Origin of the sequence: Nostoc sp. (genome assembly GCF_036917675.1) — a bacterium.
GTDB lineage: Bacteria > Cyanobacteriota > Cyanobacteriia > Cyanobacteriales > Nostocaceae > Nostoc.
The window spans coordinates 21,988-44,059 of sequence record NZ_JBALCT010000045.1 but is presented as its reverse complement, the minus strand read 5'-3'; the positions used below and the strand labels follow the sequence as shown (position 1 = coordinate 44,059).

At 41.9% G+C, this 22,072-nt stretch carries 16 protein-coding genes, 1 tRNA gene and 2 pseudogenes; 8 read left to right on the top strand and 11 right to left on the bottom strand.

Features of this window, described 5'->3' with window-relative positions:
- Positions 1-34 precede the first annotated feature (34 nt).
- The 5 genes and pseudogenes from V7K31_RS15740 to V7K31_RS15720 all read right to left on the bottom strand — a co-directional run bounded on the left by V7K31_RS15740 (position 35) and on the right by V7K31_RS15720 (position 4,686).
- A complete protein-coding gene (locus V7K31_RS15740; protein ID WP_335095235.1) occupies positions 35-475 on the bottom strand; it encodes an ATP synthase subunit I in 441 nt (146 codons plus the stop codon).
- A 547-nt stretch (positions 476-1,022) separates the two neighbouring features.
- Complete coding sequence (locus V7K31_RS15735) at positions 1,023-2,204, bottom strand: class I SAM-dependent methyltransferase (protein WP_335095234.1); 1,182 nt, start codon at positions 2,202-2,204, stop codon at positions 1,023-1,025.
- Between the two features lie 82 nt (positions 2,205-2,286).
- A pseudogene (locus tag V7K31_RS15730) lies at positions 2,287-2,481 on the bottom strand (element excision factor XisI family protein); the annotation flags it as partial.
- 74 nt (positions 2,482-2,555) lie between these two features.
- The gene (gene galE, locus V7K31_RS15725; RefSeq protein ID WP_335095233.1) at positions 2,556-3,572 is read right to left on the bottom strand and encodes a UDP-glucose 4-epimerase GalE; all 1,017 of its coding nucleotides are present in this window, start codon (positions 3,570-3,572) and stop codon (positions 2,556-2,558) included.
- Positions 3,573-3,582: 10 nt separating this feature from the next.
- A complete protein-coding gene (locus tag V7K31_RS15720) occupies positions 3,583-4,686 on the bottom strand; it encodes a sugar transferase (protein ID WP_335095232.1) in 1,104 nt (367 codons plus the stop codon).
- A 514-nt stretch (positions 4,687-5,200) separates the two neighbouring features.
- Here V7K31_RS15720 and V7K31_RS15715 point away from each other — a divergent pair.
- Both V7K31_RS15715 and V7K31_RS15710 read left to right on the top strand, forming a co-directional pair.
- A complete protein-coding gene (locus V7K31_RS15715) occupies positions 5,201-5,422 on the top strand; it encodes a hypothetical protein (RefSeq protein ID WP_335095231.1) in 222 nt (73 codons plus the stop codon).
- A gap of 417 nt (positions 5,423-5,839) precedes the next feature.
- On the top strand, positions 5,840-6,679 hold the full coding sequence (locus V7K31_RS15710; protein ID WP_335095230.1) for a glucosamine inositolphosphorylceramide transferase family protein: 840 nt from the start codon (positions 5,840-5,842) through the stop codon (positions 6,677-6,679).
- Between the two features lie 225 nt (positions 6,680-6,904).
- Here V7K31_RS15710 and V7K31_RS15705 read toward each other — a convergent pair whose 3' ends face one another.
- Positions 6,905-7,435, bottom strand: a complete 531-nt coding sequence (locus tag V7K31_RS15705) for a hypothetical protein (protein WP_335095229.1) — start codon at positions 7,433-7,435, stop codon at positions 6,905-6,907.
- Between the two features lie 494 nt (positions 7,436-7,929).
- Between V7K31_RS15705 and V7K31_RS15700 the strand changes: the two are divergent.
- The 4 genes and pseudogenes from V7K31_RS15700 to V7K31_RS15685 all read left to right on the top strand — a co-directional run.
- A pseudogene (locus V7K31_RS15700) lies at positions 7,930-11,217 on the top strand (phycobilisome rod-core linker polypeptide); the annotation flags it as partial.
- Between the two features lie 464 nt (positions 11,218-11,681).
- Positions 11,682-12,170, top strand: coding sequence for an allophycocyanin subunit alpha (apcA, locus tag V7K31_RS15695; protein WP_335095228.1), 489 nt, complete (start codon positions 11,682-11,684; stop codon positions 12,168-12,170).
- 65 nt (positions 12,171-12,235) lie between these two features.
- A complete protein-coding gene (gene apcB, locus V7K31_RS15690; RefSeq protein WP_069068902.1) occupies positions 12,236-12,724 on the top strand; it encodes an allophycocyanin subunit beta in 489 nt (162 codons plus the stop codon).
- 223 nt (positions 12,725-12,947) lie between these two features.
- A complete protein-coding gene (locus V7K31_RS15685; protein ID WP_335095227.1) occupies positions 12,948-13,154 on the top strand; it encodes a phycobilisome linker polypeptide in 207 nt (68 codons plus the stop codon).
- Positions 13,155-13,411: 257 nt separating this feature from the next.
- Here the strand turns inward: V7K31_RS15685 and V7K31_RS15680 are convergent, their stop codons facing one another.
- Complete coding sequence (locus tag V7K31_RS15680; RefSeq protein WP_335095226.1) at positions 13,412-15,529, bottom strand: EAL domain-containing protein; 2,118 nt, start codon at positions 15,527-15,529, stop codon at positions 13,412-13,414.
- Between the two features lie 304 nt (positions 15,530-15,833).
- Positions 15,834-16,544 carry a hypothetical protein gene (locus V7K31_RS15675; RefSeq protein WP_335095225.1) on the bottom strand — a complete coding sequence of 237 codons (711 nt, stop codon included), beginning with the start codon at positions 16,542-16,544 and terminating at the stop codon, positions 15,834-15,836.
- Positions 16,545-16,957: 413 nt separating this feature from the next.
- Between V7K31_RS15675 and V7K31_RS15670 the strand changes: the two genes are divergently transcribed.
- A complete protein-coding gene (locus V7K31_RS15670) occupies positions 16,958-18,160 on the top strand; it encodes an FtsW/RodA/SpoVE family cell cycle protein (RefSeq protein ID WP_335095224.1) in 1,203 nt (400 codons plus the stop codon).
- Between the two features lie 189 nt (positions 18,161-18,349).
- On the opposite strand, the gene V7K31_RS15665 is transcribed toward V7K31_RS15670, so the two are convergent.
- Positions 18,350-19,636 (bottom strand): hypothetical protein, encoded by a 1,287-nt coding sequence (locus V7K31_RS15665; RefSeq protein WP_335095223.1) that lies wholly within the window; start codon positions 19,634-19,636, stop codon positions 18,350-18,352.
- 203 nt (positions 19,637-19,839) lie between these two features.
- Here V7K31_RS15665 and V7K31_RS15660 point away from each other — a divergent pair, with 203 nt between their 5' ends.
- Entirely contained in the window at positions 19,840-20,319 is a 480-nt protein-coding gene (locus tag V7K31_RS15660) for a hypothetical protein (protein WP_334826610.1), read from the top strand.
- A gap of 88 nt (positions 20,320-20,407) precedes the next feature.
- Here the strand turns inward: V7K31_RS15660 and V7K31_RS15655 are convergent.
- Together V7K31_RS15655 and V7K31_RS15650 are read right to left on the bottom strand one after the other, a co-directional pair.
- Positions 20,408-20,479 (bottom strand) — tRNA-Gln (locus V7K31_RS15655).
- A gap of 258 nt (positions 20,480-20,737) precedes the next feature.
- A complete protein-coding gene (locus V7K31_RS15650; RefSeq protein WP_335095222.1) occupies positions 20,738-21,925 on the bottom strand; it encodes a glycosyltransferase family 4 protein in 1,188 nt (395 codons plus the stop codon).
- Positions 21,926-22,072 lie beyond the last annotated feature (147 nt).

Genomic DNA, 22,072 nt, shown 5'->3' with positions numbered 1-22,072 from the left:
AGGATGGGATTACTATCTTTGTGAGCCTGACTTTTCAAGAATCAGTAATGAACGCAATTTGCACCATATAGACCAGGAGCGTGGCTTTGTAAGTGAGAAATCCCAAAAATATGGGTAGAATCTGTAGCTCACGCCATTGAGTTGCTACGATCATTACTCCCATAAATAGAGCAAAACGAGTTTTGCTCAAACTGGTTTTCTCACTACCGAGCTGCTCAACGTCTCTAGCCAGCATTTTTAAGTAAACGACACCTGTACACGCCCCAATTAAATAATTAAGAGCAATGTTCAAGGAATAAAAAATCCACACAGAGATAAAAATAACCCCCGTCAAGACAAGCGTGATTACCAACAATCGCTGGAAGAGTTGATAGAACTCTTGCATGGAGTTACCTGATTCTGTGTCTTCAGAATCAGTTTTAGCATCTTGTTGCGTTGTCGGAGTGGGCGCAATTGATTCGTCTGACAAGCTCACGGGACTTGAAACCAGTACAGTTAAACATTATGACTGCACATTCAGTCAGCTGAATCATATCACGATGCGGTAACAATACTTTAGGAAAAAACAATTAACTTCTTGTCAACGTTAGACAGTAAGTAAAGTCGCGCTACCAGAAGCGAGAGAGCGACTGATGATCTGGGGGAGTGAGGGGGTGAATAATCAATAATCGCTACCTGAAAATTCAAAATTTCTTCCAATTCGAGATTTTTTGAGAGAATAATTTCCTCCAAAGACGTTACATAGCATCTTGGTGTTTGAATTAAGTCGGTGTCAAGAAAATCAACTGGTGCTTGAGGAGGGTATGGACGTACCGCAAATCAGAAATCGTAGAGTAGCGGCTTGTCATTAAACATCGCACGACTGCTGAATTTCAGAAAACTCCAACTTTTGAGATGTACAATACCCCGTTTCTGGGACACTTTCCTAATTTACATTAATTTACCAAAAGTGGTGATGGGCGATCGCTCATCACCATGAGTATAAATTTGTTTTACTAACTCAGTATCGCAATCCAGTGTAATTAAGCAGATGTCAATAAAATCAGCTGCTGCTGGAGAAGCGTTCTTACCCCATCCAATCCCAGTTGCACACTTGCCAAAATATCTGCAATTGTGGAATTATTATCACATCTTTGCATAAACTCAAACTCTGCTACTGATAAATTAACAATCTGGTAATCATAATTAAAGAAACATTGACTGGGAAATCCTTCAATACAAGGATTAAGTTCGGGAATCGCTGCCAATAGCGCGTTATCGTCTGTCCAGTCGGCCTTGATTATGGGAGGGCGACCAAGGAAAAACTCGTAATGAGTTACTTCTGGATCTAGTAATTCTATCAGACGGTAAAGCTGGCGATCGCTCAAATCTTTAGCCCGTTCTACTAACTCTGGTGCTTTGCCCAAAAGTCTCTCTAAATCCCAGAAACTCGGATTCGAGAAACCAATAAACTCCAATCCCGAAGCATCAATTAATTCAAATAGCGTGTCAATGTTGTAGTCAATTTCTTGGGGATGAACGTACATATCAGCAAAGTATTCATCCTTGTTGTTTTCTAGTGACCAACGTTGTTTATCGGATTTGACAATTCGGTTATTTTCTGGTAAAGAAGAGAATATTTGCCGCCCGACTTGGACACCATCGCGGTAGTCGCCTTTTTTGTCACCTTGAATAAGTGCGATCGCTTTTTGCATGAGTTGAATTTCCCAGCGCCCCAATTCTCCATACACAAAAATGTGCATCAAGCCGCCTGAGGCTAACTTCTTCGCCAAGGCTTGAATACCACGAATGGGATCGGGGGTATGATGCAAAACACCAACGCAGTTAATTAAATCAAACTCACCCGGTAATTGTTCCACATCAAACAAGCTGAGGTGATGAAATTCGACGCGGTTAGCCCCTGAACGCTGACAACGTTCTTTGGCTACAGCTAAAGCGCCAGTGCTGAGGTCAATTCCCACAACAGAAGCTTGAGGATTGAGGTGAACTAAGTACTCTGTACCCACACCAGTACCGCAACCTGCATCTAAAATCCGAATATCTTGCCTTTGGGGTTTTTGACCTGTACAGAAGTTATGAGCAGCTAGCCAATTCCAGCGCCAGTTATAGCCTGGAGGTGGTTCATCCAAGAGGGCTTCTGGCGGAAAGGGGTAGGTATTGTAGAGTTTGGCAACAGCAGCACTAACAGTTTGAGAATCGGACATGATCAGCAATAACGCAGCATTTTTGAGTTTAGCGGATAGTGGATGATTAGCGCAAAGGTTACTATTGTTTATTTTCTGCTATTTATTCAATAGCAAAGTCAGTAAATTGGCGTTTATAAGGAGCGTAAAATCCTAATACAATATCTTCTTTAGGTACGCCAGCCGCGATTAATTCATTAGCGATGCCGATTTCTGTACCATCTCTTTCTATCCAAATTTTTTTGTCTTTAATATCAACATGAATGATGACTCCATAAAATCTCCGTTGTTCTTTCCAAAGTTCTTATATTTGAACATCTCAGCGTCAATTTTATCGTAAGTATTCAGGCGGACATGATATGACAGTTTTAATTATGTATATGCCATACTTAGATGCCTCTGGCTTACCAAGTTACTCCTCTGTTTTTCCCAAGTAATGGTTGTGTTGATAATCTCGTCTAAATCATTGTGCTTTGGTTGCCAACCCAAAACCCTACGGATTTTATCAGCACAAGCTGCAACACAGGCAGGATCGCCCGGACGACGTGGTGCGGCAATAACGGGAAAATCTACACCAGAAATAGCCTTAACTCTTTCAATAACTTGTCGCACGCTGTATCCTTGCCCGTAACCGCAGTTAAAAATTTGGCTTTCCCCTCTTTTTTCTAAGTAATCCAAAGCATCTAAGTGAGCAGTCGCCAAATCCTCGACGTGGATATAGTCTCGGATTGCAGTTCCATCAGGCGTGGGAAAATCAGTACCAAAAATCCGTACTTCTGGCTTGCGCTTGAGTGCCGCATCACAAGCAGATCGAATCAAGTGAGTAGCATTCGGTGACATTTGCCCCAATAGTCCACTTGGTTCAGAACCTGCTACATTAAAGTAACGTAGAATTACGTAGTGTAGTGAAGATACTGCCGCATAGTCCTGGATCAGCCACTCACTCATCAACTTGGAACGTCCGTAAGGATTAATGGGCTGTGTGGGATTAGACTCAGTAACAAGATTTTCTTCTACTTCTCCGTACACTGCGGCTGTGCTGGAAAAAATGAACTTGGTAACACCCATAACGCTACAGCAGTGCAGCAAATTTAAGGTGTTGCGGGTGTTGTTTGCGTAGTAGTCGAGGGGATGAGCTACTGATTCTGGAACAATCAGACTAGCGGCAAAGTGTAAGACGGCGCTGAATTGATGCTGGGCAAAAATTTGATAAAGATGCTCAGTGTCTACTAAATCGCCAATAATTAGTTTCCCGTGTAGTACAGATGCTGGTGAACTTGTAGAGCAGTTGTCGTAAACCACGACATCATAACCAGCTTCCCCCAGTTGACGAACTACATGGGAGCCAATGTAACCAGCACCGCCAGTTACCAATATTTTATTTTTCATTTCTTTTTCCTTATCTACCTTTACCTAACAAAACAACTCGAATAGTTTTGAAAGCGATCGCTAAATCCAACCAAATGGAATAATTTTTGATGTAGTACAGATCGTAAGAAAGCTTTTCGTAAGCATCTTCAATAGATGCTCCATAGGGATACATAACCTGTGCCCAGCCTGTAATTCCCGGTTTTACTAGATAGCGTATTTCATAGTAGGGAATCGCTTCTTTGAGTTTGACATCAAATTCTGGTCGTTCTGGACGAGGCCCAATCAGACTCATTTCACCCTGCAAGACGTTCCATATTTGGGGTAATTCGTCAATACGTAACAAACGTAGCCAGTATCCGACTCTGGTGATCCGTGGATCGCGTTGACTAGCCCACTGCACCCCCAACTTCTCTGCATCCTGATACATGGAGCGAAATTTATAAACTCTAAATGGTTTACCGTACAACCCACTTCGCAGCTGACTGTACAATACTGGGCCAGGACTATCTAATCTAATTAGTAATGCAACCAACAACAGAAGTGGTGCAACCAATACTAGTAAAAACAGTATCAATATGACATCGACAACTCGCTTCAGTTTCTTGCTGAAGTAACCAGGCATTAGGTTAAAACCATCGCTAAATGCCAACCATTTATCTTGTAGCAGCGATGAAGGTAGTTTATACCAAAATGCTTCGTAAACATCCGGTAATGTGTAAACCGGAATACCTCGCAAGCGCATCTGCATTAACTGTTGTGCTTCAGATGTGGAAAAATTTATCTGCGCTGTAACTATAACTCCAGACCAGGATTTTTGACTCCATTGCGACAAATCCCTGAGATTTCCCTGATAACTCAGATTGCTTTTTGGTAAGTCTATACTTTTTTGATTTTCCTGCGCTAGGACAGTCAACTTTCCTAAAGGATTAAGTCCCAGCAATTTTTGTGCAAATTTGATCGCATTATCTCCCCCTCCTAGTATTAACCAACGACTTTTCTCTTCGTGCGATCGCACCAATTTCACTGCCACCAACCGCAATATAACTGCCCAAATGGTAAAGATTCCCAAGCTAGGTAGAAAGACACTCCGCCACGATACCGGGTTCTGTTTGCTAATACCTGTCCGACTCACACTAGAGATTTAAAGTTCTTCCTTTTCTTTTTGGATTATGCCATGAGTGTCGTCTCTATAAACTTGAAATTTAAATGATTACAGTAAATTTACTTTTAAAGTACATATTTACATAGTGATAAAGTAAATAAGAAAAATTTATTCTATCTGACAAAATAGTGCTATCAACTTAATGTCAAGGATTGTAATTGATAAAATACTGTTATCAACTTCATGTCAAGGATTGTAATTGGTGAAGATACAGTAATATTGACATAGATTTGGTATTAGAGTAATTTAAACTTTCGATAAATAATATTGAAATGTCTTGAAATTTAGATGATTTTTGTGGGATAACAACTGAAAATATGTAACAAAAATGAAAGCCATCTGAAAAAATTACAGATAGGTCTGGTATTTTTTATATGCTTAATTTTGTAAATAATTAAACCTAAGTATGTCCAAATAACTATTTTGGACTACCAAGATTGTGAAGCAAAATTAGTAAGTATTTCAGATATTCGCAATATATTCCATGCCCTCTAACCAAGAAGACCAAAACTCCCTAGATTTGCAACAATGCTCACTGATTATGAAAAGGCGGTGGCTAGTCATAGCTGCGGTGACTGCCTCTATTTTTGGACTCTCAGCTTTAATTGCCATCAGACAAAAGCCAATTTATGAAGCAGAAGGCAAGTTGCTTTTCAGTAAAGCAATTAAAACTAAGGTTAACTGTCCTTGTTTGCGTTTGAAGTAAAAACGCAACTTTTCTTGAGAATGGTTTTTTCGCAAACCATGTTTACGGTTTTTGATTCAAATCGCCTTTTTAGTTTCTTCTCTAACAAAACTTCCTTGTTGTTTATCCGAACAGAATTCAGGAGTCAGGAGTCAGAATTCAGTTGGGTATTCTGACCGAAAGAGCGGATGAATAAATGGGTTTAAGACCCCCACCAAATTTTAAATTTGGTGGTCAATAAGACAGTCGCGGGTCTGAATCCCCGACTGATTGATTCTGACTCCTGAATTCAGAATAGCTGAATTCTTCTTCAAATTATCATTTACAATGAAATTACTAAAAAAAATAATTAGAAAGCCGTACTATAAATTGGTTAATAGCCTTCCTAAAACTATAGCTAATCAACTACTATTAATCACTAGCTTAATTAATAGAAATATGTGGTCTATTGGAATTTATGTTGGTGATTCTCCTTTTAATTTAACTGCACCTGCAAATGTCAAAAATCCAGTATTGACTCACCAAGATGTATCTGATGTTAGAGCCGCATTTGTTGCAGACCCTTTTATGATTAAAGTTGGTCAAACCTGGTTTATGTTTTTTGAGGTTTTAAATAACGGTACACGTCGAGGGGAAATTGGACTTGCAACGAGTGAAGATGGAACTAATTGGAAATATGAACAGATTGTAATTGCCGAACCATTTCACTTATCTTATCCATACGTTTTTGAATGGAATAATGAATATTACTTGATTCCAGAAAGTTATCAAGCAAACTCAATCCGACTTTACAAAGCATCAAATTTTCCCACAGAATGGGGTTTCGTTGGCAATCTCATTAATGATGGGTTCTTTCTAGATTCCTCTATTTTCCGTTACGCTGACAAATGGTGGATGTTTGCTGAAACTAATCCTGATCACAAACATGACACCCTGCGTCTTTACTATGCAGAGGATTTGCTCGGTTCTTGGTTAGAACACCCAAAGAGTCCAATTGTCAGTAACAATGCACACATAGCTAGACCAGGCGGTAGAGTTTTGGTGATGAACGATCAGATTTTTCGTTTTGCCCAAGACTGTCAGCCAGCTTATGGTACTCAGGTAAGAGCATTTGAGATTACCGAGTTAACGACTACAAGTTATCAAGAAAGACCAATTGAACAAAATTTCGTGTTGAAACCGAGTAATTCTGGTTGGAATAGTACTGGTATGCACCACATCGACGTTCATTTCATCGATGAGGGAAAATGGATCGCTTGTGTAGATGGTCGAGCTTAAATCCTGATATTAATATACTTTTTAACAGGTTCACATTCGCGGATTCAAACTAGCTCCCGTCCTCCCAGTCACAACTCACAAAAGCGAACGAGCATTAACAATATTTTTTGGGTATTGAAACTCAAAAGTATGCTGCTACTGCTAGCTACTACGAAACCAGGAATCAAGCCGAGAAATTTACGTGAACCATTCAGCATAAAATGTCAAATTTCAAAACAGGGTTAATTAAATGTCGCATTGATTCGTTTGGCAATATTTGGCATTATCTATAAATCCCTGCAACTTATTCAAGGGAATTATCTGAAATGATGACCCATCCTGCACCGCAGCAGCTATGTAAGCAAACTTTTCCCCGCGATAAAACTGGTCACGTCCAATTTTGGTGATATATCGAGACTTCTGGAAGTCATTGGCAATGTTAGAATTATAAATATTTTCTAACAATTTCACTGCTTTGGCATTTTTTGTGGTGAATTTCAGGCTTGAGTCACCACTAACGGTTATTCCTTCTTTAGTCACTGTCCCATTTTGAGAAGTGACATCAGCATAAAAATATAATTTTCCCTTTGTACCCTCGTAGCCGTGGGCTTCCCTGTTGTATCTCAGAGTTGGTAGTTGAGGTCTGGTTTTTGCCCACTTAACAACGGTGCTGATGTTTTGTTCTGGAAGCGCATTTACAGGACTGACAGCCAAAATAACTGCGATCGCCGACAGGGTAGCATTGAATAAATAGTTAAATTTAGAACTTTTGAGCATAGTATTTTCCTGTTAAATAATGCTAATAGCTAAAGCTAAAACCAACACAAGTTGACAATTATTTCCCCAATGGCGTTATTTATTAAGATAAAGTTAGTGGTAGCAAAAATAACTTAACATCCCATAATGACTACTGTCCACTGACGTTGCTAAAGTCAATTTGGTTTCAACAGAGATTTTGTACCAGTTGCAATAATCGTCGGCTGTCCACTGTCTACCGATAATTAGTTACAAAACTTATATTTTGTCTCAGCCAAAGAATAGTACCCATTCTTAAGACTGGATACATTCAAGAGCCAGGTTCTACATACTTCTTAATAAACCAGCCTTGAGAACGCAAAACGTTCTAATCTAAAAGCTAACTGGGTTAATTTACTGGCAGTTTTGCAGGCAATACTCTCAAGCTCATAAAGCATAGACACAACGATGTGTCAAGCCTCAAAACAATCCAGACTTAAAACATAAACGCTTATGATGGGAGTTTTACAAATCCGATGAGTGTTAAGGCGAGTGGTGGAAGCTCAGTTGCGCGTCCGCAACTATATCAAACCCTAGCAGTAGCTACAATTACCCAAGCGGAGCAGCAAGACCGCTTTTTGGGAAATGGTGAACTAAATGAACTGGCAAGCTATTTTGCATCTGGTGCAAAGCGTCTAGAAATTTCCCAGACGCTGACGGAAAATGCCGAGATTATCGTATCTCGCGCTGCCAACCGGATTTTTGTCGGTGGTTCGCCAATGGCTTTTTTAGAAAAGCCTAGAGAAGCAGAACTAGTAACTGCTGGTGGTGGTGCTAATGTTCAACAAGGGATGCAACTGGGAACCGTAACCTACGTTGAAAGTCGTGGTGGGTTCCTAGAAAATTTACGCTCAATATTTAACTCATCCCCCAGTGGCCCGACACCCGCAGGTTTCAGACCAATTAACATTGCTCGTTATGGTCCGAGCAACATGGCCAAGAGCTTGCGGGATTTATCCTGGTTCTTGCGCTACGCTACTTATGCGATCGTTGCTGGCGACCCCAACATCATAGCGGTGAATACACGGGGTTTGCGGGAAATAATTGAAAATGCCTGCTCTGGTGAAGCAACGCTGGTAGCTTTGCAGGAAATCAAAGCCGGGTCACTTTCGTTTTTCCGCAACGATGCTGAGGCTACAGAGATTGTGTCTCAGTACATGGATGTTTTGTTAACAGAATTCAAAGCAGCCACACCTTCAAATAAAGTTCGCCAACGCCCTTCTAGCGACCAGCAAGGGTTGCAACTGCCCCAAATTTACTTTAATGCGGCAGAACGGCGTCCCAAGTTTGTGATGAAGACTGGGTTATCAGCTAGCGAAAAAAATGAGGTAATCAAAGCTGCATATCGGCAAATCTTTGAGCGCGACATTACCCGTGCTTATAGCTTGTCTATATCTGACCTAGAATCCAAGGTGAAAAATGGCGACATCTCTGTGAAAGAGTTTGTCCGTCGTCTAACTAAATCTCCCCTTTACCAAAAACAGTTTTACCAGCCTTTTATTAACAGCCGAGTCATCGAACTAGCTTTCCGTCACATTTTGGGACGGGGGCCAAGTAGCCGTGAAGAAGTACAAAAATACTTTTCGATTATTTCTAACGGTGGTCTACCGGCCTTGGTAGATGCCTTAGTAGATTCTGCTGAATACGGCGACTATTTTGGCGAGGAAACGGTACCCTATCTTCGGGGTCTGGGTCAAGAAGCACAAGAATGTCGCAACTGGGGACCGCAGCAAGACCTGTTTAACTACAGTGCGCCTTTCCGCAAGATACCTCAGTTCATCACCACATTTGCTGCTTACGAGCAACCCCTACCAGATCAACATCCTTATGGTTCTGGTAATGACCCCTTGGAAATTCAGTTTGGGGCGATTTTCCCGAAAGAAACTCGCAACCCCAGCACGAGTCCGGCTCCTTTTGGTAAGGATACTAAACGAATCCTGATTCACCAAGGGGCAGGGATTAATAACCAAAATAGTAATCCCAAGGCGCGGGGTGAAGCTCCTGGTACTCTTGGTCCCAAGGTGTTTAAGTTAGATCAACTGCCTGGTACTAGAGGTAAAAAGGCTGCCAAAAATTCCAGCGTCAAATACTCTGAAAGCTCCACGCAAGCAGTGATTAGAGCTGCTTACCTGCAAGTTTTTGGTCGTGATCTTTACGAAGGTCAGCGTCCGAAGGTATTGGAAATCAAGCTGGAAAACGGCGACATCTCCGTGCGGGAGTTTATCCGTGGTTTGGCTAAGTCGGATGTATTCCGCAATCTCTACTGGACATCGCTATATGTTTGTAAAGCGATCGAGTATATTCACCGCCGCTTGTTGGGTCGTCCGACCTATGGTCGTCAAGAAATCAACAAGTACTTCGACATCGCCGCTAAACAAGGCTTTTACGCGGTAGTTGATGCGATTATTAACAGCGTAGAATACAACGAAGCATTTGGTGAAGATACAATTCCTTACGAACGGTATCTGACTCCTGGTGGTGTATCAGGGCGACAATTGCGCGTTGGTAGCATTCGTGATGATGTTGCCGCGAAAGTCCAGAAGGAAGTAACGCCGAGCTTTGTGACACTGGGTACAGTGACAGAAAACCGGTCAGAACCAGATATTCAGTTCCGCATTAACCAAGGCGTCAGCAAGCAACGCGAACAAACCAAAATCTTCAAGTTGGTGGCGAATATCAGTGACAAAGTTGCAGTCCAAACTTTGATTAGCGCTGCGTATCGTCAAATTTTTGAGCGGGATATTGCACCCTACATCGCCAAAAACGAATTTACAAAATGGGAAAGCAAGCTAGGGAATGGCGAAATTAGTGTGAAGGAATTTATTGAAGGTTTGGGTTACTCTAACCTCTACCTGAAAGAGTTCTACACACCTTACCCCAACACCAAAGTAATTGAGTTGGGAACCAAACACTTCTTAGGACGTGCGCCACTAGACCAAGCAGAAATCCGCAAGTATAACCAGATTTTGGCTACTCAAGGTATTCGTGCCTTTATTGGTGCTTTGGTAGATAGTGTGGAATATAACCAGGTGTTTGGTGAAGATACGGTACCTTACCGTCGCTTCCCGACCCTACCTGCGGCAAACTTCCCGAATACGGAGAAGCTTTATAACCAGCTTACGAAGCAAAATGATGACGTAGTTGTACCTAGCTTTAAGCCAGTACAAGCCCGCGTAGGAGCTAGCGATACACCACTTTTGACCCAGGCGATCGCAGATATAGCAGCGAGAACAAATGGTATAAACCAGAACAAGCCCTCCTTTGCTGAACTGGGTCGTTCCTACAACGATGGTAGCGGACAAGCTGTAGAACTAAGTGTGCGTAAAAATGCACGCATTTACCGTCTGACGGAAAGCACAAACCAAACTGAAACACTACAAACAATCAACGCTATTTACTGTCAAGTGTTGGATGTATTTAGTGGTGAAGTGCCTGATAATTTCCGCCGTACTGACCTAGACAGCAAACTCCAAAATGGGGAAATTTCCGTCCGCGAGTTTGTGCGTGAACTAGCCAGTTCCGAAATCTATCGCCAGCGCTTCTTGTCACCTTATCCTCATGCCAAGGTGATTGAGTTCCTCTTCCGTCACTTGTTGGGGCGTACACCCGCAACTCAGTCAGAAATTTACCAGTATAACCAGCTGCTAGCCGATAGTGGTTTGTCGGCTGCTGTAGAAGCTATAGTCGAAAGCCCAGAATATAGCCGCTACTTCGGTGAAGATGTTGTGCCTTACAACCGCTTCCCGTCTCTGCCAGCAGGTAACTAACTCGGCAGTGTAGGGGTTGATTAGGGAGTCTGGAGTAGGAAGTGGGGAGTGGGGAGTAGGGAGTGCGGAGTAGGGAGTGCGGAGTAGGAATTGGGTATTGGGGACTAAGGACTTAACTTTCTTCCCAATGCCCAATGCCCAATGCCCAATGCCTATTCGTAACCTTTCGTAATATTGCTCTCAGATTGCAGTTAAAACAGTAAATTCTGAAAAGCAATATTACAAAGTGTTAAGAGCAGTCATAAATGCTCAACAGAATGCCGGAAAATGTTTTGCGGAAGGTAATTGAGTTTAAAAGCTTGTGTACTTATGTTGACTCAAGCAAACTCGTAATTTATTAGCCGTAGCAGTTATGAAACTGTTGTGTCTAAAAGAACGAGAAAACAAACTCAGTAAACCAAATTTAAAGTCGCGCCAGTTTAATCAAATCCTGGTTTCATTCGTATTGGAGGAATCCATTAATGAGTATTGTCACGAAAGCTATCGTGAATGCTGATGCAGAAGCCCGCTATCTCAGCCCTGGTGAGTTAGATCGGATCAAATCCTTCGTTGCAAGTGGTGAGCGCCGTGTGCGGATTGCTCAAATTTTGTCAGAAAATCGTGAACGGCTTGTTAAACAAGCTGGCGATCAACTGTTCCAAAAGCGTCCTGATGTTGTGTCTCCTGGTGGTAACGCCTACGGTCAAGAATTGACCGCTACTTGTCTGCGTGACCTCGATTACTACCTGCGCCTCGTTACCTACGGTATCGTTGCTGGTGATGTTACCCCCATCGAAGAAATTGGTGTTATCGGTGCCCGTGAACTGTACAAGTCCTTGGGAACTCCTATCGATGGTGTTGCTGAAGGTATCCGTGGGCTGAAGAATGTCTCTGGTACATTGCTATCTGGTGATGACGCTAGTGAAGCTGGTAGCTACTTCGACTACCTAGTTGGTGCCCTTCTAGGATAAGGTAAAGCTGTTTACCTACTGAAACAGAAGTATTGCAATACGGTTGGAAATAAGGAATTAACAACATGGCTCAAGACGCAATTACCGCTGTCATTAACTCCGCAGACGTTCAAGGTAAATACTTAGACTCTTCTGCTTTAGAGAAGCTAAAAGGCTACTTCGCAACTGGCGAACTGCGGGTACGTGCTGCTAGCACCATCAGCGCTAACGCTGCTGCGATCGTCAAAGAAGCTGTAGCAAAATCTTTGCTATACTCTGACATCACCCGTCCCGGCGGTAACATGTACACCACCCGCCGCTATGCTGCTTGCATCCGTGATTTGGACTACTACCTTCGTTATGCTACCTACGCTATGTTAGCTGGCGATCCTTCCATTCTGGATGAGCGTGTATTAAATGGCTTGAAGGAAACCTACAACTCTTTAGGAGTTCCCGTTGGTGCTACCGTGCAAGCTATCCAAGCAATCAAGGAAGTAACCGCTAGCTTGGTTGGTTCTGACGCCGGTAAGGAAATGGGCGTTTACTTAGACTATATCTCCTCTGGCTTAAGCTAAGAGCTAGTTTGCGCTTAAGAATTTAGGTGCGGCTTTATTAAGGTCTGGAAATCAACCGTGAGTGTTAGAACGTTATATTGCTTATCTTGGTAAATTATCAGTGATGAGTGTTGGTGGTCTAATATTGATGTCTGATTTCCAGCCTTTGAATGATTAAAAGATTTGCACTCAAGATTTTGAGATAAAAAAAGTTTTCACAAAGTATACAGGAGATTTTCAAAATATGTCACGTTTGTTTAAAATTACTGCTCTAGTTCCCAGCCAAACCCGAATTCGTACCCAACGCGAACTGCAAAATACTTACTTCACTAAGCTAGTTCCCTATGAGAACTGGTTCCGCGAACAGCAACGCATTCAAAAAGCAGGCGGCAAAATCATCAAGGTGCAGCTGGTAACTGGTAAGCAAGGTGCTAATACTGGCTTGTTGTAATTCTGTAAATAGAAGATTATTTTAGGGAATTGGTAAGAGGTCGAAAAAGACCTCTTTTTTGTTGCTTGGATTTTTGAAAGTTAGAAAATGCGATCGCTCACTGGTGATTCTGTTAACAATCCTTGCATCATCATATCTCCTAAAAGCCAAGCAATTAATCGGATTAAGTCATTGAGTTATGTTAAGTAAATAGCATCAGAATAAGATTTGTTGTTAGTTGAAGTCGTTGTCTGCAACTGTGTAAAAAATTGCCATAATCACCACTGATGATTAGCCACGATTAAAGCTTCTGCTGTCGAACCGTCCAAGGGCTTCGAGAAAAAGTTTCCCTGGCCATTTTCACATTTCATTGCTCTCAGGAGTGCTAGTTGTTCTGCCGTTTCCAAGCCTTCTGCTGTCACAGTTACACCTATTTTTTTAGACAGGGTGACAATTGTCTCAACAATATCTAAATTTCCTTCACCAACACTGCTTCCACTAACAAAGGAGCGGTCAATCTTCAACTCATGAATCGGAAAGTGGTGAAGGCGACCTAATGAAGAATAGCCTGTACCAAAGTCATCAATTGCCAACTTAACTCCTAAATTTCTGAGTAGATTTAACGTGGTGGTGACATTCTCGCCGTTTTCCATAATTACGCTTTCTGTGATCTCCAATTTCAAACTCTGTATATCTAAACTAGTCTCCTGTAAGACTTGATTGATATGCAGCAGTGGCTTTTGTTGACTGAACCAAGAACTACAAAGATTGACGCTAATGGTCAAGGCTTGCTCACCCAACTTCCCTGATTTTGGAGGGAATCGGTCTTGCCACTGCTGTGTCTGGCGGCATGCTTCACGCATCACCCACTCATCAATTAAAATACTCAGCCCAGTTTCTTGAGCAGTTGGCAGGAAATCTTCTGGAAAAATAATACCCCGTTCTGGATGCTGCCACCGCACCAGTGCTTCAAAACCAGTTATCCTTCCGGTAGTGAGTGACACAATTGGTTGATAATGAATCCGAAACTCCTGACGTTCAATAGCTCGTCGCAGAGCCGTCTCCAACTGCAAGTGTGCCATTACCTGAATATGCATATCAGTTATAGAGCGTAGGCATTCCTTTAGCCTTTGAGCAATAGTCAGCAGTACTTGGTCACCAAATGTGTGTCCCAAGCTGTCGTTGATAAATTTGAAGCGATCTAAATCTAGAAACAGCACGGCAAATAAATAATCTGAATGCCGCTTTGAATAATCGATCGCATTTCTGAGGCTATTCATAAATAAAGTGCGGTTTGGCAACCCCGTTAATGCATCGTGAGATGCCAAATGTAGCAGTTGTGATTCTGCTCGCTTACGCTCTGTAACTTCAATTAGCAATTCCTGATTTATTTTCGCTAGTTCTGCTGTTCGTTCTCTGACACGAGTTTCTAGCTGATCATGTGCTATTCGTAACGCCTCTTCTGCTTGCTCTAGTTTCCGATTCTTTTGTGAAAGTTTTTGAATGTAAGTTGCGATCGTTTGTATGAGGTTATTGAAGGATATTGACAATAGACCGATTTCATCTGATGTGGTGACCGGAACTCGCAAAGTAAAATCTGATGAAGAACTAACAAGTTGAGCAACCTGAGTCACAGCTTCAATCGGCCGGGCGATCGCTCGACTGGTAGAGAAGGCTAAGACAGCAGCGAACAAGACTGAGAGTACCATACCGATAGCAATAATCTGGTTTCGCAAGTCCTCTGCTTCTGTCAAGGCATCCTTTGCTTTATTCTCTTGCTCTCCAGCGCTTTTAATAAAAGTTGTGAGATCGTAAGCAGAGCTAACAATTGCACCAAATTCGGGGCCACTTGTAAAGTCTGTGATTTGTTTCTTAGCTGCACCACTTGATTGTGGTTGTAACATCTGCGGCTTTATCTGGTTGAGCACGACTTCAAGCTGTTGGTAGAATTTTTCCGCCGCCTGATAATCTTTGGACAACAAACGATCCAAGTTTTTTGTAGCTGTGGTTTGTGGTGATCGCTGGAGTTCGTTGATCAGCTGCTTAATTTGTTCTGCTCGCTCAGACAATTCCGACTTGTGTTGCTCAAACTCTTTCGGCTTTTTGAGTAAAGGTACAAACTCTCTGGTAGGTAGAGTCCGAAGCATGGCTACTTGCAAGTCACCCAACAGATCACCTTGTTGATTAGCACTATCTTGACTGGTACTCGCTTGTTGCTGGTAGTAATTGCCAAGAGTCAATCCAGCGATCGTTCCTCCTAGAGCAATGCTCAGAGCTACAGCATAGCCGCCAATAATTTTATTTCTCAAACTCAAACGACGCAGGATGTCTGATATCCTGTTTGAACGAATTTGTAATGGGATAAATCGACAGATGAGATTGGGTTGACTCTTCACAAGATTCTGGCTTTTAGAGTAAAGAATTCTGCTACACTTATATAAATCAAAGGAAGTAGCCTTCATTCTTGTACTCTAACCCGTACAGCAGGGCGCAAATAAAGCAACCATTTAAAATGAGTGAAAACTTTATTTGGTAAGCTTTCTTAATTTTGAATTCTACGTAGCGCTACTACGGTTAGGTGTTCTATCAAGCCCTTCGGAAGAGTCTAAAAGTTTATTGCAGCAAAGGTTTTAGATTAGCTGGCATTTTATAGGAGCTACTCTAAATATTACTCCCACTACAGTGATCAAACAGAGCTAATTAACTCTCAACAGTGTTGATAACAGAAGGTAGTAGAAGTTCTGGTGAACTCATCCACCAGCGAATAATTCTTTCTTCTTTAACGCTGCACTGTACCGCACCCCCCACAGCTGTTAGATATATAATAACCTCTGGCAAAAGCTGACGAATCATTTTGCGTGTTCCTTGGGCAGTAAAGATTTCTACTTCCCCAAATAATTTTTCCATATAGACTGAGTAGAATCCCATATCTCGCAAGGAATTAATTAATCTTGGGTCTGACTGCTGCCGCGATAAACTGATGTGGAGCTCATCTTGACGAAATGTTCCAGGTGCTAAAGATGCCAACTTAAGCTTAAAAGGAATTTCGATTTCTGGATTGAAAGATTTTTCCTCAATTTCTACGTCAACGGGGATATATTCCGCCTCAATGTACCCTTCTATAGCTTCAGAATTATCCTCTAAGTAGCGGAGAATACTAGCAAAGTTTTCTCGAAGTTGTGACCCATATTTAGTTTTCATTGTCAAGTGCTTTTTTGGAGGACGATGAGCAAGTCCTTCGGGATGACCTGAGAAATCGGAATTCCAAAAGTTCTGAGTCTCGATCAGAAATTTTTCAAAAGGAGTTGAAAGCGTTTGAGCATCTATATGAATGTGAAACTCACCTACTAATGCTGGGCGAGTAGATTTACGCACAATTGTGTTTGTAGTGGTTTTGCTGTTCTTCGTCATATTCACGCAAGCTTTTGAAATAAGTTCAATTAACCATAGCCCCAAGAAAGTGAAGCTACTACCGTAATATTACTGAAACTTTATCTGGGCTTTTTATGAGAAACTTTCTGGATGCATGATAAATTAAAAATTTTTCAGTTTGTCAAAAGTTAAATCAAGGAAAGCAAAAAGTATTGTGTTGTCAAATTTGGTAGTGGTCTGAGAAAAATATCCTTTGTATCAACTAGCGATCGCTAGAACAACCCCAGTCAAGGCGACTGAGAATTAGATTAATAGTTGCTAGCTGAGTGTATTAAAGTTGACCATTATCAAATGTATCGTTGTCAAAGCTACTTAAGAGTTATAAGTTATAAGTTATGATTTATGAGTTTTATTACTAACTCCTAATTTCTAACTTTTTACCTGTACTGATCGTGAATCTACGCCGCCTGATTCCAATTTTTGATATTTCCGCCTCCAACTGGGCATTAGAAGCGCGGTTGTTGCGCTGGTTAACGTTGATTTGGCTGTTCGTCGGCTTGATCATGCTATTTTCCGCATCTTATCCCGTCGCTGATGCCCGTCAACACGATGGGTTGTACTACTTTAAGCGTCAACTGCTTTGGGTGTTAGTTTCCTTAATCGGATTCAATATTATTGTTAATTTGCCGTTGCAGAAAATTTTGGGATTATCCCATTGGTTTTTGTTGCTGTTTTTGGCATTAATTTTTGTCACACTGATCCCAGGATTGGGAAAAAAAGCTTTTGATGCAGCGCGTTGGATTGCGATCGGGCCAATTCCGATTCAACCTTCAGAATTGATTAAACCCTTTTTGGTGCTGCAAAGTGCGCGGCTTTTTGGTCAGTGGGAACGAATCAGTTGGCGGGTTCGCTTGGCTTGGTTGGGTATTTTCGCTCTGGTACTTTTAGGAATTCTTGCCCAGCCTAACTTGAGTACAACAGCACTTTGCGGCATGACTATCTGGCTAATTGCTCTCGCATCTGGATTATCTTACAAATATCTGGGAGGAACAGCAATTGGTGGAGTGATGTTGGCAATACTCAGTATTAGTATTAAAGAGTATCAGCGTAAGCGGGTAATGTCATTCCTCAATCCGTGGGCGGATGCTACAGGAGATGGCTACCAGTTAGTGCAAAGTCTACTAGCCGTGGGTTCTGGTAGAACTTGGGGAGCTGGATATGGGCTTTCTCAACAAAAGCTGTTTTATTTACCAATTCAGGACACCGATTTTATTTTTGCTGTGTTCGCTGAAGAGTTTGGCTTTGTTGGCAGTATGGTGTTATTAGCACTTTTAGCGACATTCGCCACTCTCGGATTAATCGTGGCGCTGAAGGCTAAAAATACAGTACATCGATTGGTAGCGATCGGCGTGACGATTTTGATGGTAGGACAATCATTGCTCCACATCGGTGTTGCTACAGGTTCTTTACCAACTACGGGCTTACCTTTGCCCATGTTTAGTTATGGTGGTAATTCCATGATTGCCAGCTTAATATCTGCTGGGTTGCTGATTCGGGTAGCACGCGAGAGTAGTGAAGCTGAGGTAGTACCGTTGCGAAAACCCCTGTTTGAAAATGGGCGCAGACATCGAGCTTTTCAGAAAAATAAGAATTAAAACCCCAGATATAAGACTAAAAATCTGGTAGTTGGTAGTAACATCGTCATCTAGCGCTCAGTTATAGGCTGTAACGACTGTCTTAAAAGTCAAGCGATCGCACTTCCTCAAAAACTCAGTTGGGTGAGCAAGATGCCCACCCATTTTTGTTACCTTCTAATTATTCTAAATTTTGAGTGAGCGAATTATTTATGACTGGTCTAACCGCCGTTGCCATTCAGCGTCAATTTGTGCAGAACGCTCAACTTCCTGGTCGAGTAAGTCAGTTTCGCTAGAATACACTAAATCTTCGTTGCCAATGACTTTTTCTGTTGCAAATTGTTGAGCATAGTCGATTTTTTGTTGCAAAGGTGCATCAGGACTTACCAATAGTCTTGCTCTGGAAAGGCGATCGCGGTTGCGATCGCCTATTTTGCGATTACGCCACCGAATCCAGAAATAACGCAATAACGGTATGGCTAAGAAACCTGCTCCGTAAGCCAATAGCAGCCAATAAATTCCTTGCACAAAAGCTACCAGTCCACCTAATTTGACGGCAATAGTGCCATCTCTCAACAAACTTCCCAGTACTAAGGCACCAACAAAATTTAATACACCCAACCCAGCACTCAGCATAATTTGTCCGGAACTTGCGGCACTAAAACGCCAGGGAAATTCCTCCAAGTGATCTGATATTGCATGACGGCGCTTTTTAGTTGCACTCACCTGCAACTCTGGGAAGTAATAAACAATTTGCCCTTCAGGACTTACCCCCGGTTGCCCATTAAATCGCGTCAGAACGGGCAGCATATAATCTTCATACTCTCTTGTATATCCCTCGCCAATGTCATCCAAATATGGGGCAATTTGTTCCGCTACCACTGCACCACGGTTACTCCGAATCACCGTAGCAATTTCTTGCCACCGACGTTCTTCTAAATTGGCGTTAGGATTCCCATCGCCAAATAAAAACGAAAACACAGCTTCAAAGAAATTCAGATTGCTTTCTTGGCGCCTTTCACGTCGCCGTTCCTGGTTGTGGGCGTCATAATTTGGGCTAAGATACCAGAATAAATTTGGAAAATAGAAGAACCCACCACCGAAATTACTGCCCCGATTGTTGCCGTTCCGGTCTGAGTTGGCATAGGTAATGATAATGTAGATGGTAACAGTTATCAGGACGATGGAAACAGTTAAGAAAATTCCAAAAGAAATGCGAATCAGGTAAAACAGAACACTCCAGACCTTTTTCCACCATTCCTGCAATCGTAACCGGAAGTATTTATTACGCAAAATTGCTCGAAAATTTTGTGGAAAAAGGTAAACTATATCACCTGAATCCGCTACCTGCAAATGTCCCCCAGCATCAGATGCCAGGGCTAACAAGCTTTGATTAGCTTCAGCGACGTTCAATCCTGCCTGAGTTGCCACATCACCAACGGTGACACGGTAGCCCAGTTGTTCCACGGCTTGCATGATGGTGGGACTGGGAGCCATTGCTCTCCTCTCCTGTTGAAACTTATTTCCCTTTTCTTAAGTATAAAGTTTTATTTTGAGCGACTTGCTAGGGGCAGGATTGAAGCATGAAATCATTAAATATATAAATCACATGAAGTTGGCAAATCGACAAATTACCTGACACGCAACATGTTATAATTATTTGCTTCAGCTTGGTTAACCAGCAAATTTTCGGCTCAAATATGGTTCAGTACACTCTCGCTCAAAGCCCAGAAATTATCCTTACTGTTTCTGGAAAAGATTCAGCTAAAGCCCGTGATAAAGCAATGGATCAGCTGATGGAACTGATGGATGCAGGTAAGCTACCCACGGAACTGGAAGAAGGATTTGGACCTCAACAATTAATTGAGGTTAAAGAGCCAACTATTGATCCTGCTAGCGGTGAGGATACCATTACACAAGCTGTCCAGGTTTTGAGTAATCTGGCCACGCTCAAGTTGAAAGTTCAAGAGTCACGATCTGAAGCGTTGGAAATTCGCAAAGCGGTTGATGTTCTGTTCACCGACGAGTCGGTGACAGAAGAGGAAATTACTCGACTTAAAGAAGGTTTTAAAGTTCTCAAAAATTTTGCCCAAGCTAATGTGCGCTACCAGGAAGCGCGATCTAAAGCGGAACAGGCTCGGCAGATTTTGGATCAAGCTCTCAAATCGCCTGATAAGTAACATTTACAGAGTTAGATGCATTGAGACGCATCTTAAAAATATAATTAAAAAATCTAAAGACAGGCTATTATGACTGTCTTTAGATTTACTGGGGCGCTAGGATTCGAACCCAGGGATGGCGAGACCAAAACCCGCTGCCTTACCACTTGGCGACGCCCCAACGACTTTACTCTAGTTAATATAGCACTTACTCGTGGGTTAATGTCAAGTACTTTAATAGTTGATTTCAGATAATGGGTTTTTACAGCCGGAGATTGATTGGTCGGAATCCTTGCACTTAGCCTCTTTCATCACAAAGTGATGAACTATTGAATCAACGTTTGGCTGTATCGTCGAACTCACATTAATTTATCCGATAATGATCAAAGAGGGTTAAGGGACAAAATTGTGCGATCGCAATTCCTTTACTAGGGATAGACTATTTCTTCTTATTGATGACTTGTTGATAAATTGCCATCAACTGCTGATAATTAGCTTCAGGAGCATACTTAGTCTCATAAACCTGGAGAGCATTTTTGCCCATAGTTCTCATCGCTTCAGGATGAGTGGTTGCCCATTCAATTTTAGCTGCCATATCTCTATGGTTGCCGGCTTCAAAATGTAAACCAGTTACTCCATCCTCGACAATTTCTACCATACTACCTAATTTGGACACCAGTACAGGTAGACCGCAGGCAAAAGCTTCAGCGATAGTTAAGGGAAAACCTTCGTACCAAATGGAAGGAAATACTAAAAACCGTGCATTCTGCATTAGTGTCAACACTGTTGACTTATCCTGAAAGCCTAAAAATTCGATGAAATTTTCGGAACTGGTATTTTTAATCTGTTGCTGTAACTTTTGACCCCAAGGACCATCACCCACAATTTTTAGTGGTGTGCATAATTTCTTCTCTACATAGGCATCAATTAAAACAGAAACTCCCTTTTCTTCAGACAATCTACCAACAAAAAGTAAGTAATCACTATGCTCACTATTTTGGTTTCGAGAGTCTGGAGCAAACACAAAATTAGGTTTGATGTACAACTTTTCTGCCGGTAGTCCAGCCTGTAACATTTTGTCTTTTTGAAATTGGGTAAAGACAATATAGGCATCTACCTGTTCTTGCCAAGTACCTCGCAACCGATGCCAGCTGTTCATTGCTGCTATCACCGAGCTTTGTAGACGTGAGTTGCGGTAGCAGCCATGTACAACACTAGACCACGGCACTATTTGTCCAAAGCAATCAACACAAACCTTTGCATCTCGAAAAGGTATTGCTTTGGGACAAGCAAGCCGATAGTTGTGAAGAGTTTGGACAATACTTAGCCCATACTCCCGACAAGCATCATATATCGAAGGAGAGAGTAGAGGAAAAAAGTTATGTACATGGACGACATCAGGGCAGAGTTGGGAAATTTTGATGCGAACTTGTTGTTTTGCTGAATATGAGTAAATTGCACTAATACCAGTTGCAACTTTATCCCAGGTATTTTTAATGTCATGATTACTAACTTCCAGTAAATATACCTGATGACCATTTGCTTTCAGTAAGGATTGTTCAGCTTTCACCACTCCATCCTCACCGCCTGCAAGTCGATAATGGTTATGTATCAACAGCACTTTCATCCAGTTAAGTCTCTGAATAGTCGAAGGAAAGAACCAACTAGTAGATCATGCAAAGCAATTACACCCTGATTTACAGTAGTTTTACTGTTCTATAGCCAGTTTTTCTATAATCGGTGACACTACAGCCAATTTTTGATGAAATTTAAT

Coding starts and splice junctions, on each gene's coding strand:
- V7K31_RS15735 (WP_335095234.1), bottom strand. CDS start 2,204: ATGTCCGATTCTCAAACTGTTAGTGCTGCTGTTGCCAAACTCTACAAT.
- galE (WP_335095233.1), bottom strand. CDS start 3,572: ATGAAAAATAAAATATTGGTAACTGGCGGTGCTGGTTACATTGGCTCC.
- V7K31_RS15715 (WP_335095231.1), top strand. CDS start 5,201: ATGCCCTCTAACCAAGAAGACCAAAACTCCCTAGATTTGCAACAATGC.
- V7K31_RS15710 (WP_335095230.1), top strand. CDS start 5,840: ATGTGGTCTATTGGAATTTATGTTGGTGATTCTCCTTTTAATTTAACT.
- V7K31_RS15705 (WP_335095229.1), bottom strand. CDS start 7,435: ATGCTCAAAAGTTCTAAATTTAACTATTTATTCAATGCTACCCTGTCG.
- apcA (WP_335095228.1), top strand. CDS start 11,682: ATGAGTATTGTCACGAAAGCTATCGTGAATGCTGATGCAGAAGCCCGC.
- apcB (WP_069068902.1), top strand. CDS start 12,236: ATGGCTCAAGACGCAATTACCGCTGTCATTAACTCCGCAGACGTTCAA.
- V7K31_RS15685 (WP_335095227.1), top strand. CDS start 12,948: ATGTCACGTTTGTTTAAAATTACTGCTCTAGTTCCCAGCCAAACCCGA.
- V7K31_RS15675 (WP_335095225.1), bottom strand. CDS start 16,544: ATGACGAAGAACAGCAAAACCACTACAAACACAATTGTGCGTAAATCT.
- V7K31_RS15665 (WP_335095223.1), bottom strand. CDS start 19,636: ATGGCTCCCAGTCCCACCATCATGCAAGCCGTGGAACAACTGGGCTAC.
- V7K31_RS15660 (WP_334826610.1), top strand. CDS start 19,840: ATGGTTCAGTACACTCTCGCTCAAAGCCCAGAAATTATCCTTACTGTT.
- V7K31_RS15650 (WP_335095222.1), bottom strand. CDS start 21,925: ATGAAAGTGCTGTTGATACATAACCATTATCGACTTGCAGGCGGTGAG.